The following is a 16931-nucleotide window of genomic DNA, read 5'->3' as shown; positions in this document are numbered from 1 at the left end:
CAGGGCTACCGGACGCCCGCGAACAGGTCGTCCTCAGGCAGGGAGGTGTCCACGAGCGACTTGGCCAGCTCGTACTCCTCGGTCGGCCAGACCTCCTTCTGGAGGTCGAGCGGCACGCGGAACCAGCCGCCGTCGGGGTCGATCTGCGTGGCGTGGGCGATGAGGGCCTTGTCGCGGATCTCGAAGAACTCCGCGCAGGGCACGTGCGTGGTCAGCGTGCGCTCGGTGCGGGTGTTCTCGGCCCAGCGCTTCAGCCAGTCCCCGTAGGGCGACTCCAGGCCGCGGTCGAGGAGCGCGTTGTGCAGTGCCTCGGTGCGCTGCCGGTTGAAGCCCTGGTTGTAGTACAGCTTCTGCGGCTGGTACGCGGGGCCGTACTCGGCCTCGGGGTACTTCTCGGTGTCGGCCGCGCCCTCGAAGGCCACCATCGTGATCTTGTGGGTCATGATGTGGTCGGGGTGCGGGTAGCCGCCGTTCTCGTCGTAGGTCGTGATGACCTGGGGGCGGAAGGACCGGATCCGCCGCACCAGCTCGCCGGCCGCCTTGTCGACGTCCTCGAGGGCGAAGCAGCCCTCGGGCAGCGGCGGCAGCGGGTCGCCCTCGGGCAGGCCGGAGTCGACGAAGCCGAGCCACTCCTGCTTGACGCCGAGGATCTCGCGGGCCTCGTCCATCTCCTTCTTGCGCACCTCGTGGATGTGTTCCTCGATGTAGGCGTCGCCCTGGAGCTTGGGGTTGAGGATGGAGCCGCGCTCGCCGCCCGTGCAGGTCACGACCAGCACGTCCACCCCCTCGGACACGTACTTCGCCATGGTGGCCGCACCCTTGCTCGACTCGTCGTCGGGGTGGGCGTGCACGGCCATCAGTCGCAGCTGGTCAGTCAAGACTCAATCCTCGTAAGTCGGCGCCCGGTGTGCGCGAGCGCAGTCCGTTCTCTCGTCCCGGGAGCCGTCCCCCCGGGGCGGCGGCAGGCTTGCGGGCGAAGGCTTCTATAGTGACCGAATCGGGGGACGAATAATTCCGGGTCCGGCGGGGAACGGTGTTCCGCGGCCCTGGCCCCCGGTACGGTCGAGAGGACGATCATGGGTACGGCGAGCACGCGGCTCCCCGAGGGCCGGTACGGCCGCGCCGCGGACGAACGCGCCGATCACACGCTCAAAATCGTCGGCACCGTACTGGGCGCGCTCCTCCTCGCCCTGGTCGGCTGGCTCGGATACCACTACGTGGGGCAGAGCGAGATCAGCGGCCAGGTGATCACCTTCCAGGCCGTCTCGGACGAGAAGGTGCAGGCGCATCTGGAGGTGCGCAAGGACGCGGACGCGAGCGGCTACTGCACGCTGCGCTCCCAGTCCGCGGACGGCGCGGAGGTCGGCCGGGCCGACTTCCGCTTCGACGGGCACGAGACGCGGATAGACCGCGTGGTGACGCTGCGGACGACGGCCAAGGGGTCCACCGCGGAACTGCTCGGCTGCCACGCCGGCTGACGCCGCCCCCGGAGCCCGCGCCCGCAGGGCGCCCGCCCCGCACCCGCCCGGCGGCCCCGAAAGGGCCGGGCCGCGCCCCCGTCGTAGGCGCTGACCTGGCGGGACGACATTCTCGCGCCTTATGTCCTCCCCCTTCGGCCGGGGAATTGTTAGGCTCGTGGTTTCGCCCACCAGAGAGGGAACATTCTTCTGGGAGGGCGATGCTTTGTATTCCCAGTACCGACGAGGAGCACCCGTGACCGAGACCAGCGAGAACGTCACCTGGCTGACCCAGGAGGCGTACAACAAGCTCAAGGACGAGCTTGAGTACCTTACTGGTCCTGCGCGCACCGAGATCGCCGCGAAGATCGCGGCCGCGCGCGAGGAGGGCGACCTGCGGGAGAACGGCGGGTACCACGCGGCCAAGGAGGAGCAGGGCAAGCAGGAGCTCCGCGTGCGCCAGCTCACCCAGTTGCTCGAGCAGGCGCAGGTCGGCGAGGCCCAGGCCTCCGAGGACGGCGCCGTGGGCCCCGGCATGGTCGTGACCATCGCCTTCGACGGCGACGAGGACGACACGCTGTCCTTCCTGCTCGCCTCGCGCGAGTACGCCAGCTCCGACATCGAGACCTACTCCCCCCAGTCCCCGCTGGGCTCCGGAGTGATCGGCCACAAGGTCGGCGAGGACGCGGAGTACGAACTGCCGAACGGCAAGAAGGCCTCCGTGAAGATCCTCAAGGCCGAGCCCTACCAGGGCTGAGCCCCACCGGGGCCGTCCGCCCCGCCCGCCCTTCCGGATCCGCCCCCGGCGCCGCACGGCGCCGGGGGCGGTCCCGTGGTGCGGGCCTCAGGCCGTCGCGGAGCGGTACTTGCGGACCGCCAGGGTGCGGAAGACGACGATGATGAGCACGGACCACATCAGCGAGGCCCACACGGGATGCTGCATCGGCCAGGCGTCGGACGCCTGGAAGCCCGGGGGCAGGTTGCCGAACAGTTCCCGGCAGGCCTGCACATTGGCGCTGAACGGGTTCCATTCGGCGATGTGCCGCAGGAACGTGGGCATCTGGTTGGCGTCGACGAAGGCGTTGGAGATGAACGTCAGCGGGAACAGCCAGATCAGCCCGCCCGAGGTCGCCGCCTCGGGGGTGCGCACGGACAGGCCGATGAGCGCGCCGATCCAGGAGAACGCGTAGCCGAGCAGGAGCAGCAGGCCGAAAGCGGCGAGCACCTTGCCGAAGTTCTCGTGGGTGCGCCAGCCGACGAGGACGGCGACGACCGCGAGCACTATCAGCGTGAGGGCCGACTGCACGAGGTCGGCGAGCGTGCGGCCGGTGAGCACCGCGCCGCGCGCCATGGGCAGCGAGCGGAAGCGGTCGATGAGGCCCTTGTGCATGTCGTCGGCGATGCCCGCGCCGGCGCCCGCGGTCGCGAACGTCACCGTCTGGGCGAAGATCCCCGCCATCAGGAATTCGCGGTAGGCCTGGGTGGAGGTGGAGGAGCCGACCTGGATCGAGCCGCCGAACACATAGGTGAACAGCACTACGAACATGATCGGCTGGATCAGCCCGAAGATGAGCATCTCGGGGATCCGGGCCATGCGGATCAGGTTTCTCTTGGCGACGACCAGCGAGTCCCTCACGGACTGGCCGATCGCGCTGCCGGGCCGGAGCGGGCCTGCGCTCCCCGCGGTGTCGGTGGCGGCGCTCACTTGGTGGCTTCCTTCCTGCGGGTGCTACGTGCGCTGTCGGTGCCGCTTCCGCCCTCGGCGGAGGTGTCCTCGGCGCCCTCCGCCGTCTCCTCCTCGGCCACGTGGCCGGTGAGGGAGAGGAAGACGTCGTCCAGGGTGGGCCGGCGCAGTCCGATGTCGTCGATCTCGATGCCGCGGGAGTCCAGCTCGCGGATGACCTCGGCGAGCAGCTTGGCGCCGCCGGTGACCGGGACGGTGAGCCGGCGGATGTGCTCGTCGAGGGCGACCTCGCCCTTGCCGAAGCCGTGCAGCACCTCGGAGGCGGTGGTCAGGTGCTCGCGTTCGTGCACGACGACCTCGACGCGTTCGCCGCCGGTGCGGGCCTTGAGCTGGTCGGAGGTGCCGCGGGCGATGACGCGGCCGTGGTCGACGACCGCGATGTCGTGGGCGAGATGGTCGGCCTCCTCCAGGTACTGGGTGGTCAGCAGCAGGGTGGTGCCACCGGAGACGAGCTGCTTGATGACCTCCCAGAGCTGCTGGCGGTTGCGCGGGTCGAGGCCGGTCGTGGGCTCGTCCATGAACATCACGGGCGGGGAGACGACCAGCGCGGCGGCGAGGTCGAGCCGGCGACGCATGCCGCCCGAGTACGTCTTGGCGGGGCGGTCCCCGGCCCCGGCCAGGTGGAACTGCTCCAGCAGCTCACCCGCCCGGGCCTTCGCCGCCTTCGCCTTCATCTGGTAGAGCTGACCGACCATCTGGAGGTTCTCCCGGCCGGTCAGGTACTCGTCGACCGCGGCGAACTGACCGGACAGGCCGACCGAGCGGCGGACCGCGTCGGGGTTCCTGACCACGTCGATGCCCGCGACGACCGCCCTGCCGCTGTCGGGGCGCAGCAGGGTCGTCAGGCAGCGGACCGCGGTGGTCTTTCCCGCGCCGTTCGGCCCGAGCAGGCCGAGCACGGTGCCTTCGGGGACATCGAGGTCGACGCCGTCCAGAGCCCTTACGTCGCCGAAGGTCTTGACCAGCCCTTCGGCATAGATGGCGCCTGGCATATGAGTTCTCCACGTCGTTGGGGACTGCTTTGCTGGCGGTGCCGCTTTACGTTCGCTTTGCCCGGGCCTCCCACTCTGCCCGAGGTCGAACGCGAGCGGTAATGCTTTTCGCGCGGCGGAGAGGACCGGGGGGCCGACAGGCCGGGCGTCCGGCGGACCGGCGTCACCTCCGCGGCACACACAGTAACGCGATGTATCGCGTCTCACAACGTGTATCGTCCATTCCGCTTGGATGCCCGACGCGAGGCGGTCGCCCCCGCTCCGACCCGCGCGAACGCCCCACGCTCAGGCGACGACCGTGTACCCCGCCGCGCGCAGCGCCGACTCGACCTCCGCGCGGTGCTCCGGCCCCTGCGTCTCCAGGTGCAGCTCCACCTCCGCCTCCGTGAGCCCGAGCCGGGGATCGGTCCGCACGTGACTCACATCGAGCACATTGGCATCCGCCACTGACAACACGCCCAGAAGCGTGGCCAGGGCACCCGGCCGGTCGGTCAGCCGGACCCGCACCTGCAGATAGCGGCCGCCCGCCACCATGCCGTGCCGCAGCACCCGCTGCATCAGCAAGGGATCGACATTCCCGCCGGACAGCACGGCCACCACCGGCCCCTCGAAGGAGCCCGGGTCGGCGAGCAGCGCCGCGACCGGGCTGGCCCCGGCCGGCTCCACGACCAGCTTCGCCCGCTCCAGGCAGAGCAGCAGCGCCTTGGCGAGGTCGTCCTCGGAGACCGTGCGGACCTCGTCGACCAGGTCCCCGATGATCCGGAACGGCACGTCCCCGGGCCGCCCCACCCGGATGCCGTCGGCCATCGTGACCGGGTTGTCCACCGACACCGGGTGACCCGCCGCCAGCGAGAGCGGGTACGCGGCCGCGCCCTCCGCCTGCACGCCGACCACCCGCACGTCCGGCCGCAGGGCCTTCACGGCGACCGCGATCCCGGCCGCGAGGCCGCCCCCGCCGATCCCGACGACGATCGTCCGCACCTCGGGGCACTGCTCCAGGATCTCCAGGCCGAGCGTGCCCTGACCGGCGCAGACGTCGGGGTGGTCGAAGGGGTGGATGAGCACCGCGCCGGTCCGCTCGGCGTACTCCCGGGCGGCGGCCAGCGTCTCGTCGACGACCTGACCCTCCAGCCTCACCTCGGCGCCGTACTCCCTCGTCGCGCTGATCTTGGGCAGCGGGGCACCCTTCGGCATGAACACCGTCGAGCGCACACCGAGCAGCGAGGAGGCCAGCGCCACCCCCTGCGCGTGGTTCCCGGCGCTCGCCGCGACGACCCCGGCGGCACGCTCCTCGGGCATCAGCCCCGCGATGCGCACATAGGCGCCGCGCAGCTTGAAGGAGCCGGTGCGCTGCAGGTTCTCGCACTTCAGCCGCACCGGGGCGCCGACCAGCCGGGACAGGTACCTGCTGCCCTCCAGCGCGGTCACGCGCGCGATGCCGGAGAGCATCTTCTGCGCACCGCGCACGTCGTCCAGCGTCACCGTGGGCAGTGCTTGGGTCGTGCTGTACCTCATGCCCCCAGTCTCGCAGTCCGGGGCCCGCCGCACCGGGCACGACCACGGGCCGAGACCGGATTGCGCCGCGCCGGTACGGGGCGCCTCCCGGCCGCGTACCCTTGTCGACCAACACAGTCGCCCCTGTACGAAGTGAGCCCCCGCCATGCCCACACCAGAAATGTCGATGGACATGACGACCGTCGGTGACACCGGTCTCCTGGACACGCTGCAGCACGAGGTCGCGGTGTTCGCGCGCCGTGCCGAACAGACCCGGCTCGGTGGGGTGGGGCAGGTGCGCAATTCCATGGACCGTGCCGCGTACCTGCTGCTCAACCGGCTCGACAGCGAGGGTCCGATGGGCGTCAAGGCGCTCGCCGCGAGCATGGGGATCGACTCCTCCACCGTCACCCGCCAGGTGGCACCCCTGGTGGACACCGGGCTGGTCAAGAGGACCTCGCACCCGGAGGACGGCCGCGCGGTGGTGCTCCAGCTCTCGCCGCGCGGGCAGGCCCGGCTGAGCGAGGTCCGCGCCTCGCGGCGCCGGCTCATGGCCGAGCTGACGCACGACTGGGCCCCCGAGGAGCGGGACGCGTTCACCTCGCTGCTCACCCGTTTCAACGGCGCGCTGTCCGCGCGGCAGGCCGCGCAGGGCGGTCCGGCGGAGCAGCCGCCCGTTTCCTGAGGGAGGCGTCCCCGCTCCGGCCCCCGGCCCCCGGCCCCCGGCCAGCGTCGTGCCCGGGGCCCGTCGCACTCTTGACCGCGGGGTGTCCTCTGGCCTCATATGAGACCGGGTGCCGGTCGCGTGCGGCCGGGATCCTCATCCGGGAACGCTTGGGGGCGGGCGGGAGGCGCGATGCGCGGACGGGAGGCCTCGCCGGGTGCCCGCCGGGACCGGGAGTTCGAGGCGTTCGTGGCCGGGGCGGCCGGCCGGCTGCTGCACACCGCGACCCTGCTCACCGCCGAGGTTCCCGAGGCCAATCCGCGTGCCCGGCGGCTGCTCGCCCTCGCCCTGGCGCAGACGTACGCCGCCTGGGACCGGCTGCGCGGCGAGGACCCCTACGACCGCGCCCGCCAGCAGCTCGCCGTCCGCTTCGCGCGCACGGCGTGGCACACGTACGGCAGGTTCGGGACGTTCGGCCGCGAGCGCCCCGACGCGTCCGGGGCGCTGGCCCGGCTCACCCCGCAGGAGCGGCTGATCGTCGTCCTGCTGCTGCACGAGGGCATCGCCGAGGAGCAGACCGCCGCGCTGCTCGCCCTGTCCGTCGAGCGGGTACGGGGCATCCGGGCGCGGGCCGTGGCCGTACTGCTGCACCCGCCGCGCGGGCCGGCACCGGCGCGGATGAAGGTGGCGCACTCATGACCGGTGGGGAGGGGGCGGTGCCGTGAACCAGACCGAGCGCGAGGCGAGCGTACGACGCTTGCTGGACGGCGCTCTTCCGGTGGTGCCACCGGACATGTACGCGCAGGCGGTGCGGCGCGGCGGCCGGATGCTGCGCCGCCGCAGGGCACTGCTGCGGCTCCTGTGGCTCCTGCTGTGCGCGGCGGCCGTCGCCTTCGCGGTGTGGGCGGCGACCGCGCACCCCTGGGTCGAGCCGCCCTCGGACACGACTCCGCCGCTCACCGGCTGGTGAGCGGCGAAGTCGTGGTCGGGCCTTCGGCACTGCCTAGCCGAGCGCCTGGCGCAGGTCCTCCAGCAGGTCGTCGACGTTCTCGATGCCGACGGACAGGCGGACGAGGTCGGCCGGGACCTCCAGCGCCGAACCGGCCGCCGAGGCGTGCGTCATCCGCCCCGGGTGCTCGATCAGGGACTCCACGCCGCCGAGGGACTCGCCGAGCGTGAACACCTCGGCGCGGTTGCAGACCCCGACGGCCGCCTCCTCGCCGCCCTCGACCCGGAAGGAGACCATGCCGCCGAAGGCCCGCATCTGTTTGGCGGCGACCTCGTGCCCGGGGTGCTCGGGCAGCCCCGGGTAGAGCACGTGGCTCACGCGCGCGTGCCGGGTGAGCATCTCGGCGATCCGGCCGGCGTTCTCGCTGTGCCGGTCCATGCGCACCGAGAGCGTCTTGGTGCCGCGCAGCACCAGCCAGGAGTCGAAGGGCCCGGCGACCGCGCCCATCGCGTTCTGGTGGTAGGCCAGTTCCTCGCCCAGCGCCTCGTCGGCCGTGATCAGCGCGCCGCCGACGACGTCGGAGTGGCCGCCCATGTACTTGGTGAGCGAGTGCACGACGACGTCCGCGCCGAGGGCCAGCGGCTGCTGGAGGTAGGGCGTGGCGAACGTGTTGTCGACGACGAGCCGGGCGCCGGCGTCCCGGGCGACCTGGGCGACGGCGGCGACGTCGGTGATGCCGAGGAGCGGGTTGGAGGGGGTCTCCACCCAGATGACCTTGGTGTTCTCGGTGACGGCGGCGCGGACGGCCGCCGGGTCGCCGGTGTCGGCGACCGACCACTGCACGCCCCAGCGGGAGACGACCTTGGCGAACAGCCGGAAGGTGCCGCCGTAGGCGTCGTTGGGGATCACCACGTGGTCGCCGGGCTGGAGCAGCGTGCGCAACAGGCAGTCCTCGGCCGCCAGTCCCGACGCGAAGGCCAGCCCGCGGCGGCCGCCCTCCAGGGCGGCGAGGTTCTCCTCCAGGGCGGTGCGGGTCGGATTGGCGCTGCGGCTGTACTCGTAGCCGCCGCGCAGCCCGCCGACGCCGTCCTGCTTGTAGGTCGAGACCTGGTAGATCGGCGGGACGACCGCACCGGTGAGGGGATCCGCGGTGTTGCCCGCGTGGATCGCGAGTGTCTCGAAATGCTGACTGATGTGCCTGTCGCTCATGGGTCCCGAGCGTAGTGCGCCGGGCGGGCAGCCGCCGTCCCGGCAGGTCCGGGCAGGTCCGGGCCCCCTTACCGCGGGACGAGCGTGGCGGGGACGGCGGTTCGGCGGGAGCGCTCCTCGAACTGACGGCCGGACGGGTTGGCCAATTGTCGGACCCTTCTGGAACCCTTGGGGCATGGAGATTCTGTGGGTCCTGATCGCGCTGGCCATGCTGAGCGCGGTCGCGCTGCCGTTCCTCCTGCGGCGCAGGAGCGGAGGTCTCGAGCTGGTCCCGCCCGGCCACCCGGACGCCGCCGACCCGGCGAACTACGGCTTCGTGCCGCAGGAGGAGCTCGACATCCGGCTGCCGGGCCCCGACCAGGACCTGCTGGACGTCCTGGAGGTCGTCCAGCACACGCAGGACTACCGCGCCGCCGCCCAGTTGCTCGCGGGCACGGAGAAGGAGGGCGAGCTGCGCTGGCAGCGCGTGCAGGCCTTCGCCGGTGCCGCCTCGCTGGAGCTGAGCCGGAAGCCGGGCGGGGTGGGCGAGATGCCGGGCGGGCAGTGGCTGCGCGTGTGGCGCGCGGAACAGCCGAAGGACGCGGGCGGTGCCGCCGTCCACGCCGAGTTCCTCGCGCAGCAGGCCTGGCGGACGGCCACGCCGGGGACGGACGAGTTCCGGATCATCATGGAGGAGGCGAAGGCGGCCTGCGGAGAGGCGGCGCTGCTGGCGCCGGGCGACCCGGTGCCGTACCTCGTCGAGCTGTCCCTCGCACGCGGACTCGGCTACCCGCGGGAGCAGTTCGAGCAGCTCTGGCTGAAGATACTGGACCGCGCGCCCACGCACATGGGGGCGCACATGGCGGCCCTGCAGTACTGGTGCGAGAAGTGGCACGGCTCGCGGCAGCTCGCCACCGCCTTCGCGGAGGCCGCGGCGGCGCGCGCCCCGCGGGGATCGCTGCTGTCGGCACTGCCTCTGTTCGCGGTGTTCGAGCACCTGCCCGAGGTGAACCTGGTGCGGGGACTGCACCAGAGCGAGGTCGTCACCAAGGCGGTGCACGGCGCGCTGCACGCGGTCCACTCGGCCCGCCCGGACGACCCGATGCTGCCCCATGTGCGTCACATGCTGGTGTACTTCCTGGTCGCCGGTGAGCGCTGGGCGGAGGCGATGAGCCAGCTCGTGCACGTGGACGGCCACGTGGGCGCACTCCCCTGGACGCTGTCCGAGGACCCGGCGGCCGGCTACACGGTCTGCCGCGCCCTCGCGGTCGGCGGCTTCGAGGCGAACGGCGGCAACCCGATGACGGTGCCCGGCTAGGGCATGCCTCGGAAGGGGCGCCGTCCGCCCGGAGGGCGTGCGCGCACGTCACGGCGGCCCGGCTCCGTTGTCCGGAGCCGGGCCGCCGTGGTCGTCGCTCAGCCCTTCGCGCGCGCCGGCAGTCGCCAGTTCGGACGCGGGAAGTGGCAGGTGTAGCCGTTCGGGTACCGCTGCAGGTAGTCCTGGTGCTCCGGCTCGGCCTGCCAGAAGGGGCCGACCGGCTCCACCTCGGTGACGACCTTGCCCGGCCACAGACCGGAGGCGTCCACGTCGGCGATCGTGTCCTCGGCGACCCGCTTCTGCTCCTCGTCCACGTAGTAGATCGCCGAGCGGTAGCTGAGGCCGATGTCGTTGCCCTGGCGGTTCCTGGTGCTCGGGTCGTGGATCTGGAAGAAGAACTCCAGGATCGCGCGGTAGTCGGTCCGCTCCGGGTCGAAGAGGATCTCGATGGCCTCCGCGTGCGTGCCGTGGTCGAGGTACGTCGCGTTCGGCACGTCGCCCCCGGTGTAGCCGACCCGGGTCGAGACCACGCCCGGCAGCCGGCGGATCAGCTCCTCCATGCCCCAGAAACATCCGCCCGCCAGCACGGCCCTCTGCGTCTGCGCAGCCATCGCGGCTCCTCCTCCAGATTTCCAGCATTGCTCGACTCGGCCGAAGGTCTTCGGCGCGGTCCCGCGGGCCCGGCCTCACAGGAGCCGGGGTTCACCGCCCACCTCGGTCAACCGCCGACGGGTCCCGGCCATTCCGTGGGCGTCGTCCCGGGGTCCGAGGTGCCCGAGGTCAGGCACGCCGTTCGGTGAGCGTCGACGGGGCCGCCGCGTCCGTCCCCCAGCTCGCCAGCAGCCGCAGGGCCTCCGCCGAGGGGGAGCCCGGCTCGGCGTGGTAGGTCACGAAGCTCTGGTCCGGGTCGTCGACCAGGCGGAACGTCTCGAAGGACAGGGTCAGGTCGCCGACCAGGGGGTGCCGCATCCGCTTCACCCCGTGGCTCTTCTCCTTGACGTCGTGCTCCGCCCACAGCCGCCGGAACTCCTCGCTCTTCACCGACAGCTCCCCGACCAGCGCGGACAGGCGGGGGTCGTCGGGGTGCCGGCCCGCGTCCATGCGCAGCCAGCTGACCATGTCGGAGGCCTTCTGCTCCCAGTCGACGAACCGATCCCGGTACTCGGGGTCGAGGAACACCAGCCGCGACCAGTTCCGCTCCCCCACCGGCAGCCGCCCCCAGTCACCGAACAGCGATGCGGCCATCCGGTTCCACGCCAGGATGTCCGTGCGCCGCCCGGACACGTACGCGGGCACCGTGTCCACCGTCTCCAGGAGCTGCAGCAGAGCCACCCGCACCTGCTGGGTGCGCGCCACGGACTTCCTCTTCTGCCGCTTCGGCTTGGCGAGGTCCAGCAGGTGCGCGTGCTCGGCGTCCGAGAGCCGCAGCGCGCCGGCGATCGCGTCCAGGACCTCCGCCGAGACGTTCCGCCCGTTGCCCTGTTCGAGGCGGGTGTAGTACGCCACGGACATCCCGGCGAGCTGCGCCAGCTCCTCCCGCCGCAGCCCCGGCACCCGGCGGTGCCGGCCGAAGGAGGGCAGCCCCACCTCCTCCGGCTTGAGCCGGGCCCGCCGGGTGCGCAGGAACTCGCTCAGTTCGGCACGCCTGTCCAGCTGTCCATCCATACATCCCAGTATTCCCGGTCGTACGCCCATGAGCCTGACCCCGCCAGTAGTAGGCACAGCGGACGTACGCAAAGCCGTGACCTGGGTAGATGCTCGCGCGCGGAGCACTGTGGGAGGAGACCACCCGTCACGAGATTCGAGATTGCGGAGAACCCGAGATCATGACCACTGTCGCCGCATACGCCGCGCCCGCCGCCAAGGCTCCGCTGGAGCGCACCACGATCGAGCGACGCGCGGTTCGTGAGCACGACGTCCTCATCGACATCCACTTCGCCGGCATCTGCCACTCCGACATCCACCAGGTCAGGGAGGGCTGGGGCGAGGCCATCTTCCCGATGGTCCCCGGCCACGAGATCGCGGGCGTCGTCTCCGAGGTCGGCCCCGGCGTGACGAAGTTCGCGGTCGGCGACCGCGTGGGCGTCGGCTGCATGGTCGACTCCTGCCGCGAGTGCGAGAACTGCAGGGCCGGCCGTGAGCAGTACTGCACGGGCGGCAACGTGATGACGTACAACGGCGTCGGCAAGGACGGGGAGGTCACCTACGGCGGCTACTCCGAGAAGGTCGTCGTCGACGAGAACTTCGTCGTCCGCATCCCCGACGCCCTCTCCCTGGACGTGGCCGCGCCGCTGCTGTGCGCCGGCATCACCGTGTACTCCCCGCTGCGGCACTGGAACGCCGGCCCCGGCAAGAAGGTCGCCGTCCTCGGCATGGGCGGGCTCGGCCACATGGCCGTCAAGATCGCGCACGCGATGGGTGCCGAGGTGACCGTCCTCTCGCAGTCCCTGCGCAAGAAGGACGACGGCCTGCGCCTGGGTGCCGACCACTACTACGCCACCAGCGACCCGAAGACCTTCGAGGAACTGCGCGGCAGCTTCGACCTCATCGTGTCGACCGTGTCCGCCCCGCTCGACTTCGGCGCGTTCCTGTCCCTGCTCCGCACGGACGGCGCCCTCGTCAACGTCGGCGCCCCCGAGGAGCCGATCTCCCTCAACCTGTTCTCGCTGATCGGCGGCCGCAAGACCCTGGCCGGCTCCAGCATCGGCGGCATCCGCGAGACCCAGGAGATGCTCGACTTCTGCGCCGAGCACAACCTGGGCGCGGAGATCGAACTCATCGCCGCCTCCGAGATCAACGAGGCCTACGAGCGCGTCCTCGCCAGCGACGTCCGCTACCGCTTCGTCATCGACGCGTCGACGATCTGACCCGCACGGCACCCACCCGGCGACGGCCGGGGACGCCCACGGGCGAAGGGGGCCACGGGCACTGGTCCGTGGCCCCCTTCACGTGGGGCGGGCGCCGAGCACGCGCGCGTGGGCCTCGTCCAAGATGCGCCCGAGCTCCGAGGCGGCCCGACGCACCTCGGCCGCGTCTCCGCTCCTGGCACCGTCCTCCCAGCGGCGGAACTCGGCTGCCGGGCCGGGTTGCCGGTGGATGTGCACGTAGACGGCCCATTGCGCGAGGAACCGCCGGAGCGGTGCGAGGTCGGAACCCGGCCGGGACCGGCCGGCCGCCTCGTCGAGCTCCCGGGTGAAGGCGGGCAGAGCCGCCGGCGCGACCTGGCGGAGGGCCTGCCGCAGCGCGGCGACGGTGGCGGGCGGCTGAGGGATGCGCGGCTGCCCGGCGGCGGAGAGGGTCATGGCGCCGATTGTCGTGCCGGGCGTTCTCCACCGACCTCCACGTGCCGGTCCTCCGCTCGAAGGAGTGAGGAGGAAACTTCCCGCCTGTTCGCCCGCCGTGGCCCGGGCGGGCCCCAGGCTCATCCGCGCAAGCGGGCCAGGAGTTCCTCCTGGCCGGGGTAAGGGCTTTCCCGCGGCAGCAGCCGGGCTGCGGAGTCCGTGTCGCCGTCCCTCACGAGGGCGTGTATCTCGTGGGCGAGTGACGTCACGTCGGTGAGGGAGACCGTCCACTCGTCCGCGTAGCGACGTGCGGCCTCTCCGGCTAGGCCCAGTTGCAGCGACCGGTACGGCAGTGGTCGCAGGTACAGGTCCCGTTCGGGGTCCCACTGCACACGAGTGGGTGCCCGTTTCAGCTCACGCTGCCAGGTCGTGCGGTCGGGGTGCACGCCTGGGGCGTAGCTCGACAGACACGCGTGGCGCAGCGCCCACTCGAAGCCCTCCCGGCTGATCTCCACCGCGAGCACGGTCTCCTGCCCCTGCTTGGTGCCCCACCCGCAGCGGTACATCATCCACAGGAACGAGGGCTTGATCCATGTCATCCGGTCCCGCTTCCACGCGGCGGGGAACCGGCCGGCTTCGGCCGCGGGTACGCCGATCTCCGGGGCGTACGCCTGGTAGACGGTGACGGTCGCGTCCGTGTGGGCCGCGCGGACTTCGCGTTGGGGTGGTGCCATGCCGTACAGCGTGGAGGCCGACGGTGCGTGCGGCCACCGCTTTTCGGTGCGCGTGGCACCGTCTCCGCTCCTGGCGGCGAGGGGCACCGGACGGTGCGGGGTGAGCCTCGCTCCGTTACTCCGGCCGCACCGGCCAGCGCGCGCCCGCCGTCTTGACCACTCGGTCGCCGACGCCGAGCGACTGGTACGTCCTGCCGTTCACCTCAATGGTGAGTTCCCGCCCCTGGTCGGTGCGGATATGCATCACGTAACGGCCCGTGGGGCCGTAGGTGCCGGTCGAACTGCGCACCCCCCGGCCGGTGATCTCGCCGGTGTACGCGTCGCTGACCTCGCCCACCCGCTGAGAAACGATCATCATCAGGACCATGGCGAGCGGGACGACGGAGAGGAGCAGGACAACGGTGTCCGGCATGCGCGACCCCCTGCATCGACGACGGCACAGGCCGTCCACGGCAGCGTACCGGTCTGACCGGCGGGCCAAAAGGCGTACACAGAAGCTCCGTTGCCGTTCGCTCAGGAGACCGCCGTCGCCTTCAGGGAGGTGACGAACGGGGCCCAGGCGTGGGCGGTGAGGAGGAGGACGGGGCCGGTGTCGGGGAGCTTGGAGTCACGTACGGGGACGAGGCCGGGGACGTTGTCGGCGACCTCTACGCAGTTGCCGCCGCTGCCGTTGCTGTAGCTCGACCTGCGCCATGGGGCGGCGGGGAAGTCCCTCACGGGCTCGACGCAAGCCCCGCCGTCACCGTTGCTGTACGTACTCTTGCCCCAGCGTGCGTCACTCAAGTCGATCCGTCGGTGTGCCATTTCGGTATCCCTCTGCGGTCGCCTTGATCATGGCCAGGGACGCCTCCGGTGACAGCGCCACGGCCCTGAGCCGATCGTACGACTTGCGGTACTCGGCCACGAGGCCTGGATCGTCGGTCGTGTCGCCACTGTGCAGCGACTCCGTGTACACAAGTGGTGGCGCGTCCGGGAAGGTCATAATCATGGCAGTGCCGATCATGAAGGGATGCGGCCCGCACTTCCGCAGCAGCAGTTGCGGAACGATGCGCCGGCGCTGGGCCAACTGCACGATGTTGTCCAGTTGTTCCGCCATTTCCTGCGGCGGCAGGATCGGGTCCAGCAGAAGCGACTCGTGCAGGATCACCCAGTAGGACGGGGTGTGGTGGTCCTCCTCGAAGAGAACGGCGCGGGCCATCCGGCCGCTCACCTTCGGCTCCACCTCCTCATCGAGGGACAGCGGATGGGTCGCCCTGATCACCGCGCGTGCGTACGCCGGGGTCTGGAGCAGTCCGGGAAAGACGCCTGGGCACCACTCCTCGATGGACTTGGCGTGCTTCTCCGCCTCCAGGATCTGCTCGAAATACTGGGCGTGCCCCGTGCGCCGCGCCCTCCGCACATCCTCGCACCGGCGCTCGAAGAAGCCGTCCGTGGTGAGGAGTTGGTCCACGTGGCGGGCCAGGTCGAGTGGCATGCGGCGTTCGCCGCGTTCGATGTCGCTGAGGTAGGACTTGCCGTAGAAGCTGCCCGCGACCGTCTCCTCCAGGGAGAGACCCGCCGACTCGCGCTTCCACCTCAACTCCTTGCCGTAGAACGTCGGCACGCCCATCGAGCCGTCGATGTCCTTGCTTCGGGGCACGGTTCACCACCATCTGTTCCGCAGGCCGGTTCGCGTACGCGATACCCCTTTTACGGTAGTGCGCCCGGCGTCACAGTGTGAGCGATTCGTCACTGAGAGCACAGTGTGTGCAGAAGAGGTGTTCGCTCATGTGCGACCGTTCGCCGGTCACCCGTCCCGTTCGTCACGACCACGTTCCCCGCTGCGCGGAGGAACTGCGTGCCGCGCTCGCCCTGCACGGGCTCACGCTGCCCTCGCTGGGGGTGGACCTGCTGGTGTACGCGGGGACGTACGCGCCGCCCGCGGGGCTGGTCGCGCTGGGGAACTGCAACACCGCCACCGCCCGTGCGCTGACCGCCGTGCTGCGGAAGGCGGCGGAGGGATGAGCCTGGAACTGCGGTTGCCCGTCACGTCGGCGGCGGTGCCGGAGGTGCGCCGGCTCCTCCGTCGGCACGGCATCGACGTGATGCTGTGCGTCACCGAGTTGCTGACGAACGTCGTCGACCACGTCGGCGAGGGCACCGACGTGACCGTCCGGGTGCTCGGCATGCCGGACGGCCGCACGCGGGTCGAGGTCAGCGATCCCGACCCGCAGGCGTTGCCCGTCGTGCGGCGGGCCTCCCTCGCGGACGAGTCCGGCCGGGGGCTCGCCGTGCTGGACGCGCTCGCCCTGCGGTGGGGTGTGGTGCGGGCGGCGGGCCACAAGACCGTGTGGTGCGAGGTGGACGGGGAGGGGGAGGCCGGGGAGGCCTCGCGGCCACCGGGCGGGGGCGGCCTCCCCGGCCTCCCCCTCCGCGTCACGCCTTCGCGTTCTCCTTCACCGTGATCCGGCCCTTCCTGATCGTCACCAGGCGCGGGGCCTTCTTCGCCAGGGCCGAGTCGTGGGTGACCATCACGAAGGTCAGGCCCTGTTCGGCCCAGAGCTTCTCCAGTACGTCCATGATCTCGTCGCGGGTGGACTCGTCGAGGTTGCCCGTGGGCTCGTCGGCGAGGAGCACCTTCGGCTTCTTGACCAGGGCCCGGGCGATGGCGACGCGCTGCTGCTGGCCGCCGGACATCTCGCCGGGCAGGTGGCGGAGCCGTTCGCCGAGGCCGACGGAGGCCAGTGCCTCGGCGGCCCGTGCGCGGCGTTCCGCGGTCTTCACGCCGAGTGGCACGAGCGCGGTCTCGACGTTCTCCTGCGCGGTGAGCGTGGGGATGAGGTTGAAGCTCTGGAAGACGAAGCCGATCTTCTCGCTGCGCACCTCGGTGAGCCTGGACTCGGAGAGCCCGGCGAGATCGGTGCCGTCGAGGGTGACACTGCCGGAGGTCGGCCTGTCGAGCCCGCCGAGCATCTGCAGCAGCGTGGACTTGCCGCCGCCGGTGGGGCCCTGGACGACGAGCCGGTCGCCGTCGGCGATCGTGAGGTCGACGCCGTCGAGGGCGTGGACGACGTCCTTGCCCCGGGTGTAGCGCTTGGTGACGCCACTGAGTTCGTACATGGTGGTCAGCT

At 71.4% G+C, this 16931-nt stretch carries 22 protein-coding genes; 9 read left to right on the top strand and 13 right to left on the bottom strand.

Translation table 11 applies throughout. The features are described 5' to 3' along the window. Window positions 1-5: 5 nt before the first annotated feature. Window positions 6-857, bottom strand: coding sequence for a mycothiol conjugate amidase Mca (gene mca, locus OHB09_RS20790; protein WP_040893949.1), 852 nt, complete (start codon window positions 855-857; stop codon window positions 6-8). Window positions 858-1076: 219 nt separating this feature from the next. Between mca and OHB09_RS20785 the strand changes: the two genes are divergently transcribed. Further along, entirely contained in the window at window positions 1077-1478 is a 402-nt protein-coding gene (locus tag OHB09_RS20785) for a DUF4307 domain-containing protein (RefSeq protein WP_006138232.1), read from the top strand. Window positions 1479-1713: 235 nt separating this feature from the next. Continuing rightward, window positions 1714-2214 carry a transcription elongation factor GreA gene (gene greA / locus OHB09_RS20780; protein WP_006138234.1) on the top strand — a complete coding sequence of 167 codons (501 nt, stop codon included), beginning with the start codon at window positions 1714-1716 and terminating at the stop codon, window positions 2212-2214. Between the two features lie 87 nt (window positions 2215-2301). Here greA and OHB09_RS20775 read toward each other — a convergent pair whose 3' ends face one another. From OHB09_RS20775 to ilvA, 3 genes are all read right to left on the bottom strand, one after another. Beyond that, window positions 2302-3162, bottom strand: a complete 861-nt coding sequence (locus OHB09_RS20775) for an ABC transporter permease (protein ID WP_328922361.1) — start codon at window positions 3160-3162, stop codon at window positions 2302-2304. Further along, window positions 3159-4193 carry a daunorubicin resistance protein DrrA family ABC transporter ATP-binding protein gene (locus tag OHB09_RS20770; protein WP_040893951.1) on the bottom strand — a complete coding sequence of 345 codons (1035 nt, stop codon included), beginning with the start codon at window positions 4191-4193 and terminating at the stop codon, window positions 3159-3161. The genes OHB09_RS20775 and OHB09_RS20770 overlap by 4 nt, the downstream gene beginning before the upstream one ends. Window positions 4194-4478: 285 nt before the next feature. After that, the gene (ilvA, locus tag OHB09_RS20765; protein ID WP_006138241.1) at window positions 4479-5708 is read right to left on the bottom strand and encodes a threonine ammonia-lyase; all 1230 of its coding nucleotides are present in this window, start codon (window positions 5706-5708) and stop codon (window positions 4479-4481) included. 160 nt (window positions 5709-5868) lie between these two features. Between ilvA and OHB09_RS20760 the strand changes: the two genes are divergently transcribed. From OHB09_RS20760 to OHB09_RS20750, 3 genes are all read left to right on the top strand, one after another. Further along, the gene (locus tag OHB09_RS20760; protein WP_176945143.1) at window positions 5869-6372 is read left to right on the top strand and encodes a MarR family winged helix-turn-helix transcriptional regulator; all 504 of its coding nucleotides are present in this window, start codon (window positions 5869-5871) and stop codon (window positions 6370-6372) included. Window positions 6373-6543: 171 nt separating this feature from the next. After that, entirely contained in the window at window positions 6544-7050 is a 507-nt protein-coding gene (locus tag OHB09_RS20755; RefSeq protein ID WP_006138245.1) for a sigma factor-like helix-turn-helix DNA-binding protein, read from the top strand. 22 nt (window positions 7051-7072) lie between these two features. Further along, window positions 7073-7321 carry a hypothetical protein gene (locus OHB09_RS20750; RefSeq protein WP_006138246.1) on the top strand — a complete coding sequence of 83 codons (249 nt, stop codon included), beginning with the start codon at window positions 7073-7075 and terminating at the stop codon, window positions 7319-7321. Window positions 7322-7354: 33 nt separating this feature from the next. Here OHB09_RS20750 and OHB09_RS20745 read toward each other — a convergent pair whose 3' ends face one another. Next, window positions 7355-8509: a cystathionine gamma-synthase gene (locus OHB09_RS20745; protein ID WP_328922360.1), complete on the bottom strand. Its 1155-nt coding sequence runs from the start codon at window positions 8507-8509 to the stop codon at window positions 7355-7357. 175 nt (window positions 8510-8684) lie between these two features. On the opposite strand from OHB09_RS20745, the gene OHB09_RS20740 reads away from it, so the two are divergent. Next, entirely contained in the window at window positions 8685-9806 is a 1122-nt protein-coding gene (locus tag OHB09_RS20740) for a hypothetical protein (RefSeq protein WP_006138249.1), read from the top strand. Window positions 9807-9904: 98 nt separating this feature from the next. Here the strand turns inward: OHB09_RS20740 and msrA are convergent, their stop codons facing one another. Together msrA and OHB09_RS20730 are read right to left on the bottom strand one after the other, a co-directional pair. Continuing rightward, a complete protein-coding gene (msrA, locus tag OHB09_RS20735; RefSeq protein ID WP_191890590.1) occupies window positions 9905-10417 on the bottom strand; it encodes a peptide-methionine (S)-S-oxide reductase MsrA in 513 nt (170 codons plus the stop codon). Between the two features lie 169 nt (window positions 10418-10586). Beyond that, window positions 10587-11471, bottom strand: coding sequence for a helix-turn-helix domain-containing protein (locus OHB09_RS20730; RefSeq protein ID WP_006138253.1), 885 nt, complete (start codon window positions 11469-11471; stop codon window positions 10587-10589). Window positions 11472-11632: 161 nt separating this feature from the next. Here OHB09_RS20730 and OHB09_RS20725 point away from each other — a divergent pair, with 161 nt between their 5' ends. Further along, complete coding sequence (locus OHB09_RS20725; RefSeq protein WP_167794553.1) at window positions 11633-12673, top strand: NAD(P)-dependent alcohol dehydrogenase; 1041 nt, start codon at window positions 11633-11635, stop codon at window positions 12671-12673. A 78-nt stretch (window positions 12674-12751) separates the two neighbouring features. On the opposite strand, the gene OHB09_RS20720 is transcribed toward OHB09_RS20725, so the two are convergent. The 5 genes from OHB09_RS20720 to OHB09_RS20700 form a co-directional block, all read right to left on the bottom strand. After that, window positions 12752-13108, bottom strand: coding sequence for a DUF6247 family protein (locus OHB09_RS20720; protein ID WP_319118913.1), 357 nt, complete (start codon window positions 13106-13108; stop codon window positions 12752-12754). Between the two features lie 119 nt (window positions 13109-13227). Then, window positions 13228-13821 carry a DUF4291 domain-containing protein gene (locus OHB09_RS20715; RefSeq protein ID WP_167794554.1) on the bottom strand — a complete coding sequence of 198 codons (594 nt, stop codon included), beginning with the start codon at window positions 13819-13821 and terminating at the stop codon, window positions 13228-13230. 115 nt (window positions 13822-13936) lie between these two features. Further along, entirely contained in the window at window positions 13937-14233 is a 297-nt protein-coding gene (locus tag OHB09_RS20710; protein ID WP_167794555.1) for a DUF7489 domain-containing protein, read from the bottom strand. 101 nt (window positions 14234-14334) lie between these two features. Then, entirely contained in the window at window positions 14335-14625 is a 291-nt protein-coding gene (locus OHB09_RS20705) for a DUF397 domain-containing protein (RefSeq protein WP_191890586.1), read from the bottom strand. Continuing rightward, window positions 14597-15460, bottom strand: coding sequence for a helix-turn-helix domain-containing protein (locus tag OHB09_RS20700; RefSeq protein WP_328922359.1), 864 nt, complete (start codon window positions 15458-15460; stop codon window positions 14597-14599). The genes OHB09_RS20705 and OHB09_RS20700 overlap by 29 nt, the downstream gene beginning before the upstream one ends. A gap of 128 nt (window positions 15461-15588) precedes the next feature. Between OHB09_RS20700 and OHB09_RS20695 the strand changes: the two genes are divergently transcribed. Both OHB09_RS20695 and OHB09_RS20690 read left to right on the top strand, forming a co-directional pair. Beyond that, window positions 15589-15825, top strand: coding sequence for a hypothetical protein (locus OHB09_RS20695; RefSeq protein ID WP_006138262.1), 237 nt, complete (start codon window positions 15589-15591; stop codon window positions 15823-15825). Next, window positions 15822-16265, top strand: coding sequence for an ATP-binding protein (locus OHB09_RS20690; protein ID WP_191851562.1), 444 nt, complete (start codon window positions 15822-15824; stop codon window positions 16263-16265). The genes OHB09_RS20695 and OHB09_RS20690 overlap by 4 nt, the downstream gene beginning before the upstream one ends. Here OHB09_RS20690 and OHB09_RS20685 read toward each other — a convergent pair. Further along, window positions 16237-16920: an ABC transporter ATP-binding protein gene (locus tag OHB09_RS20685; RefSeq protein WP_093597341.1), complete on the bottom strand. Its 684-nt coding sequence runs from the start codon at window positions 16918-16920 to the stop codon at window positions 16237-16239. The genes OHB09_RS20690 and OHB09_RS20685 overlap by 29 nt on opposite strands. Window positions 16921-16931 lie beyond the last annotated feature (11 nt).

The sequence above is a fragment of the Streptomyces griseoaurantiacus genome (assembly GCF_036189845.1).
GTDB classification, from domain to species: Bacteria; Actinomycetota; Actinomycetes; order Streptomycetales; family Streptomycetaceae; genus Streptomyces; species Streptomyces griseoaurantiacus.
This window is presented reverse-complemented; position numbering and strand designations above follow the sequence as displayed.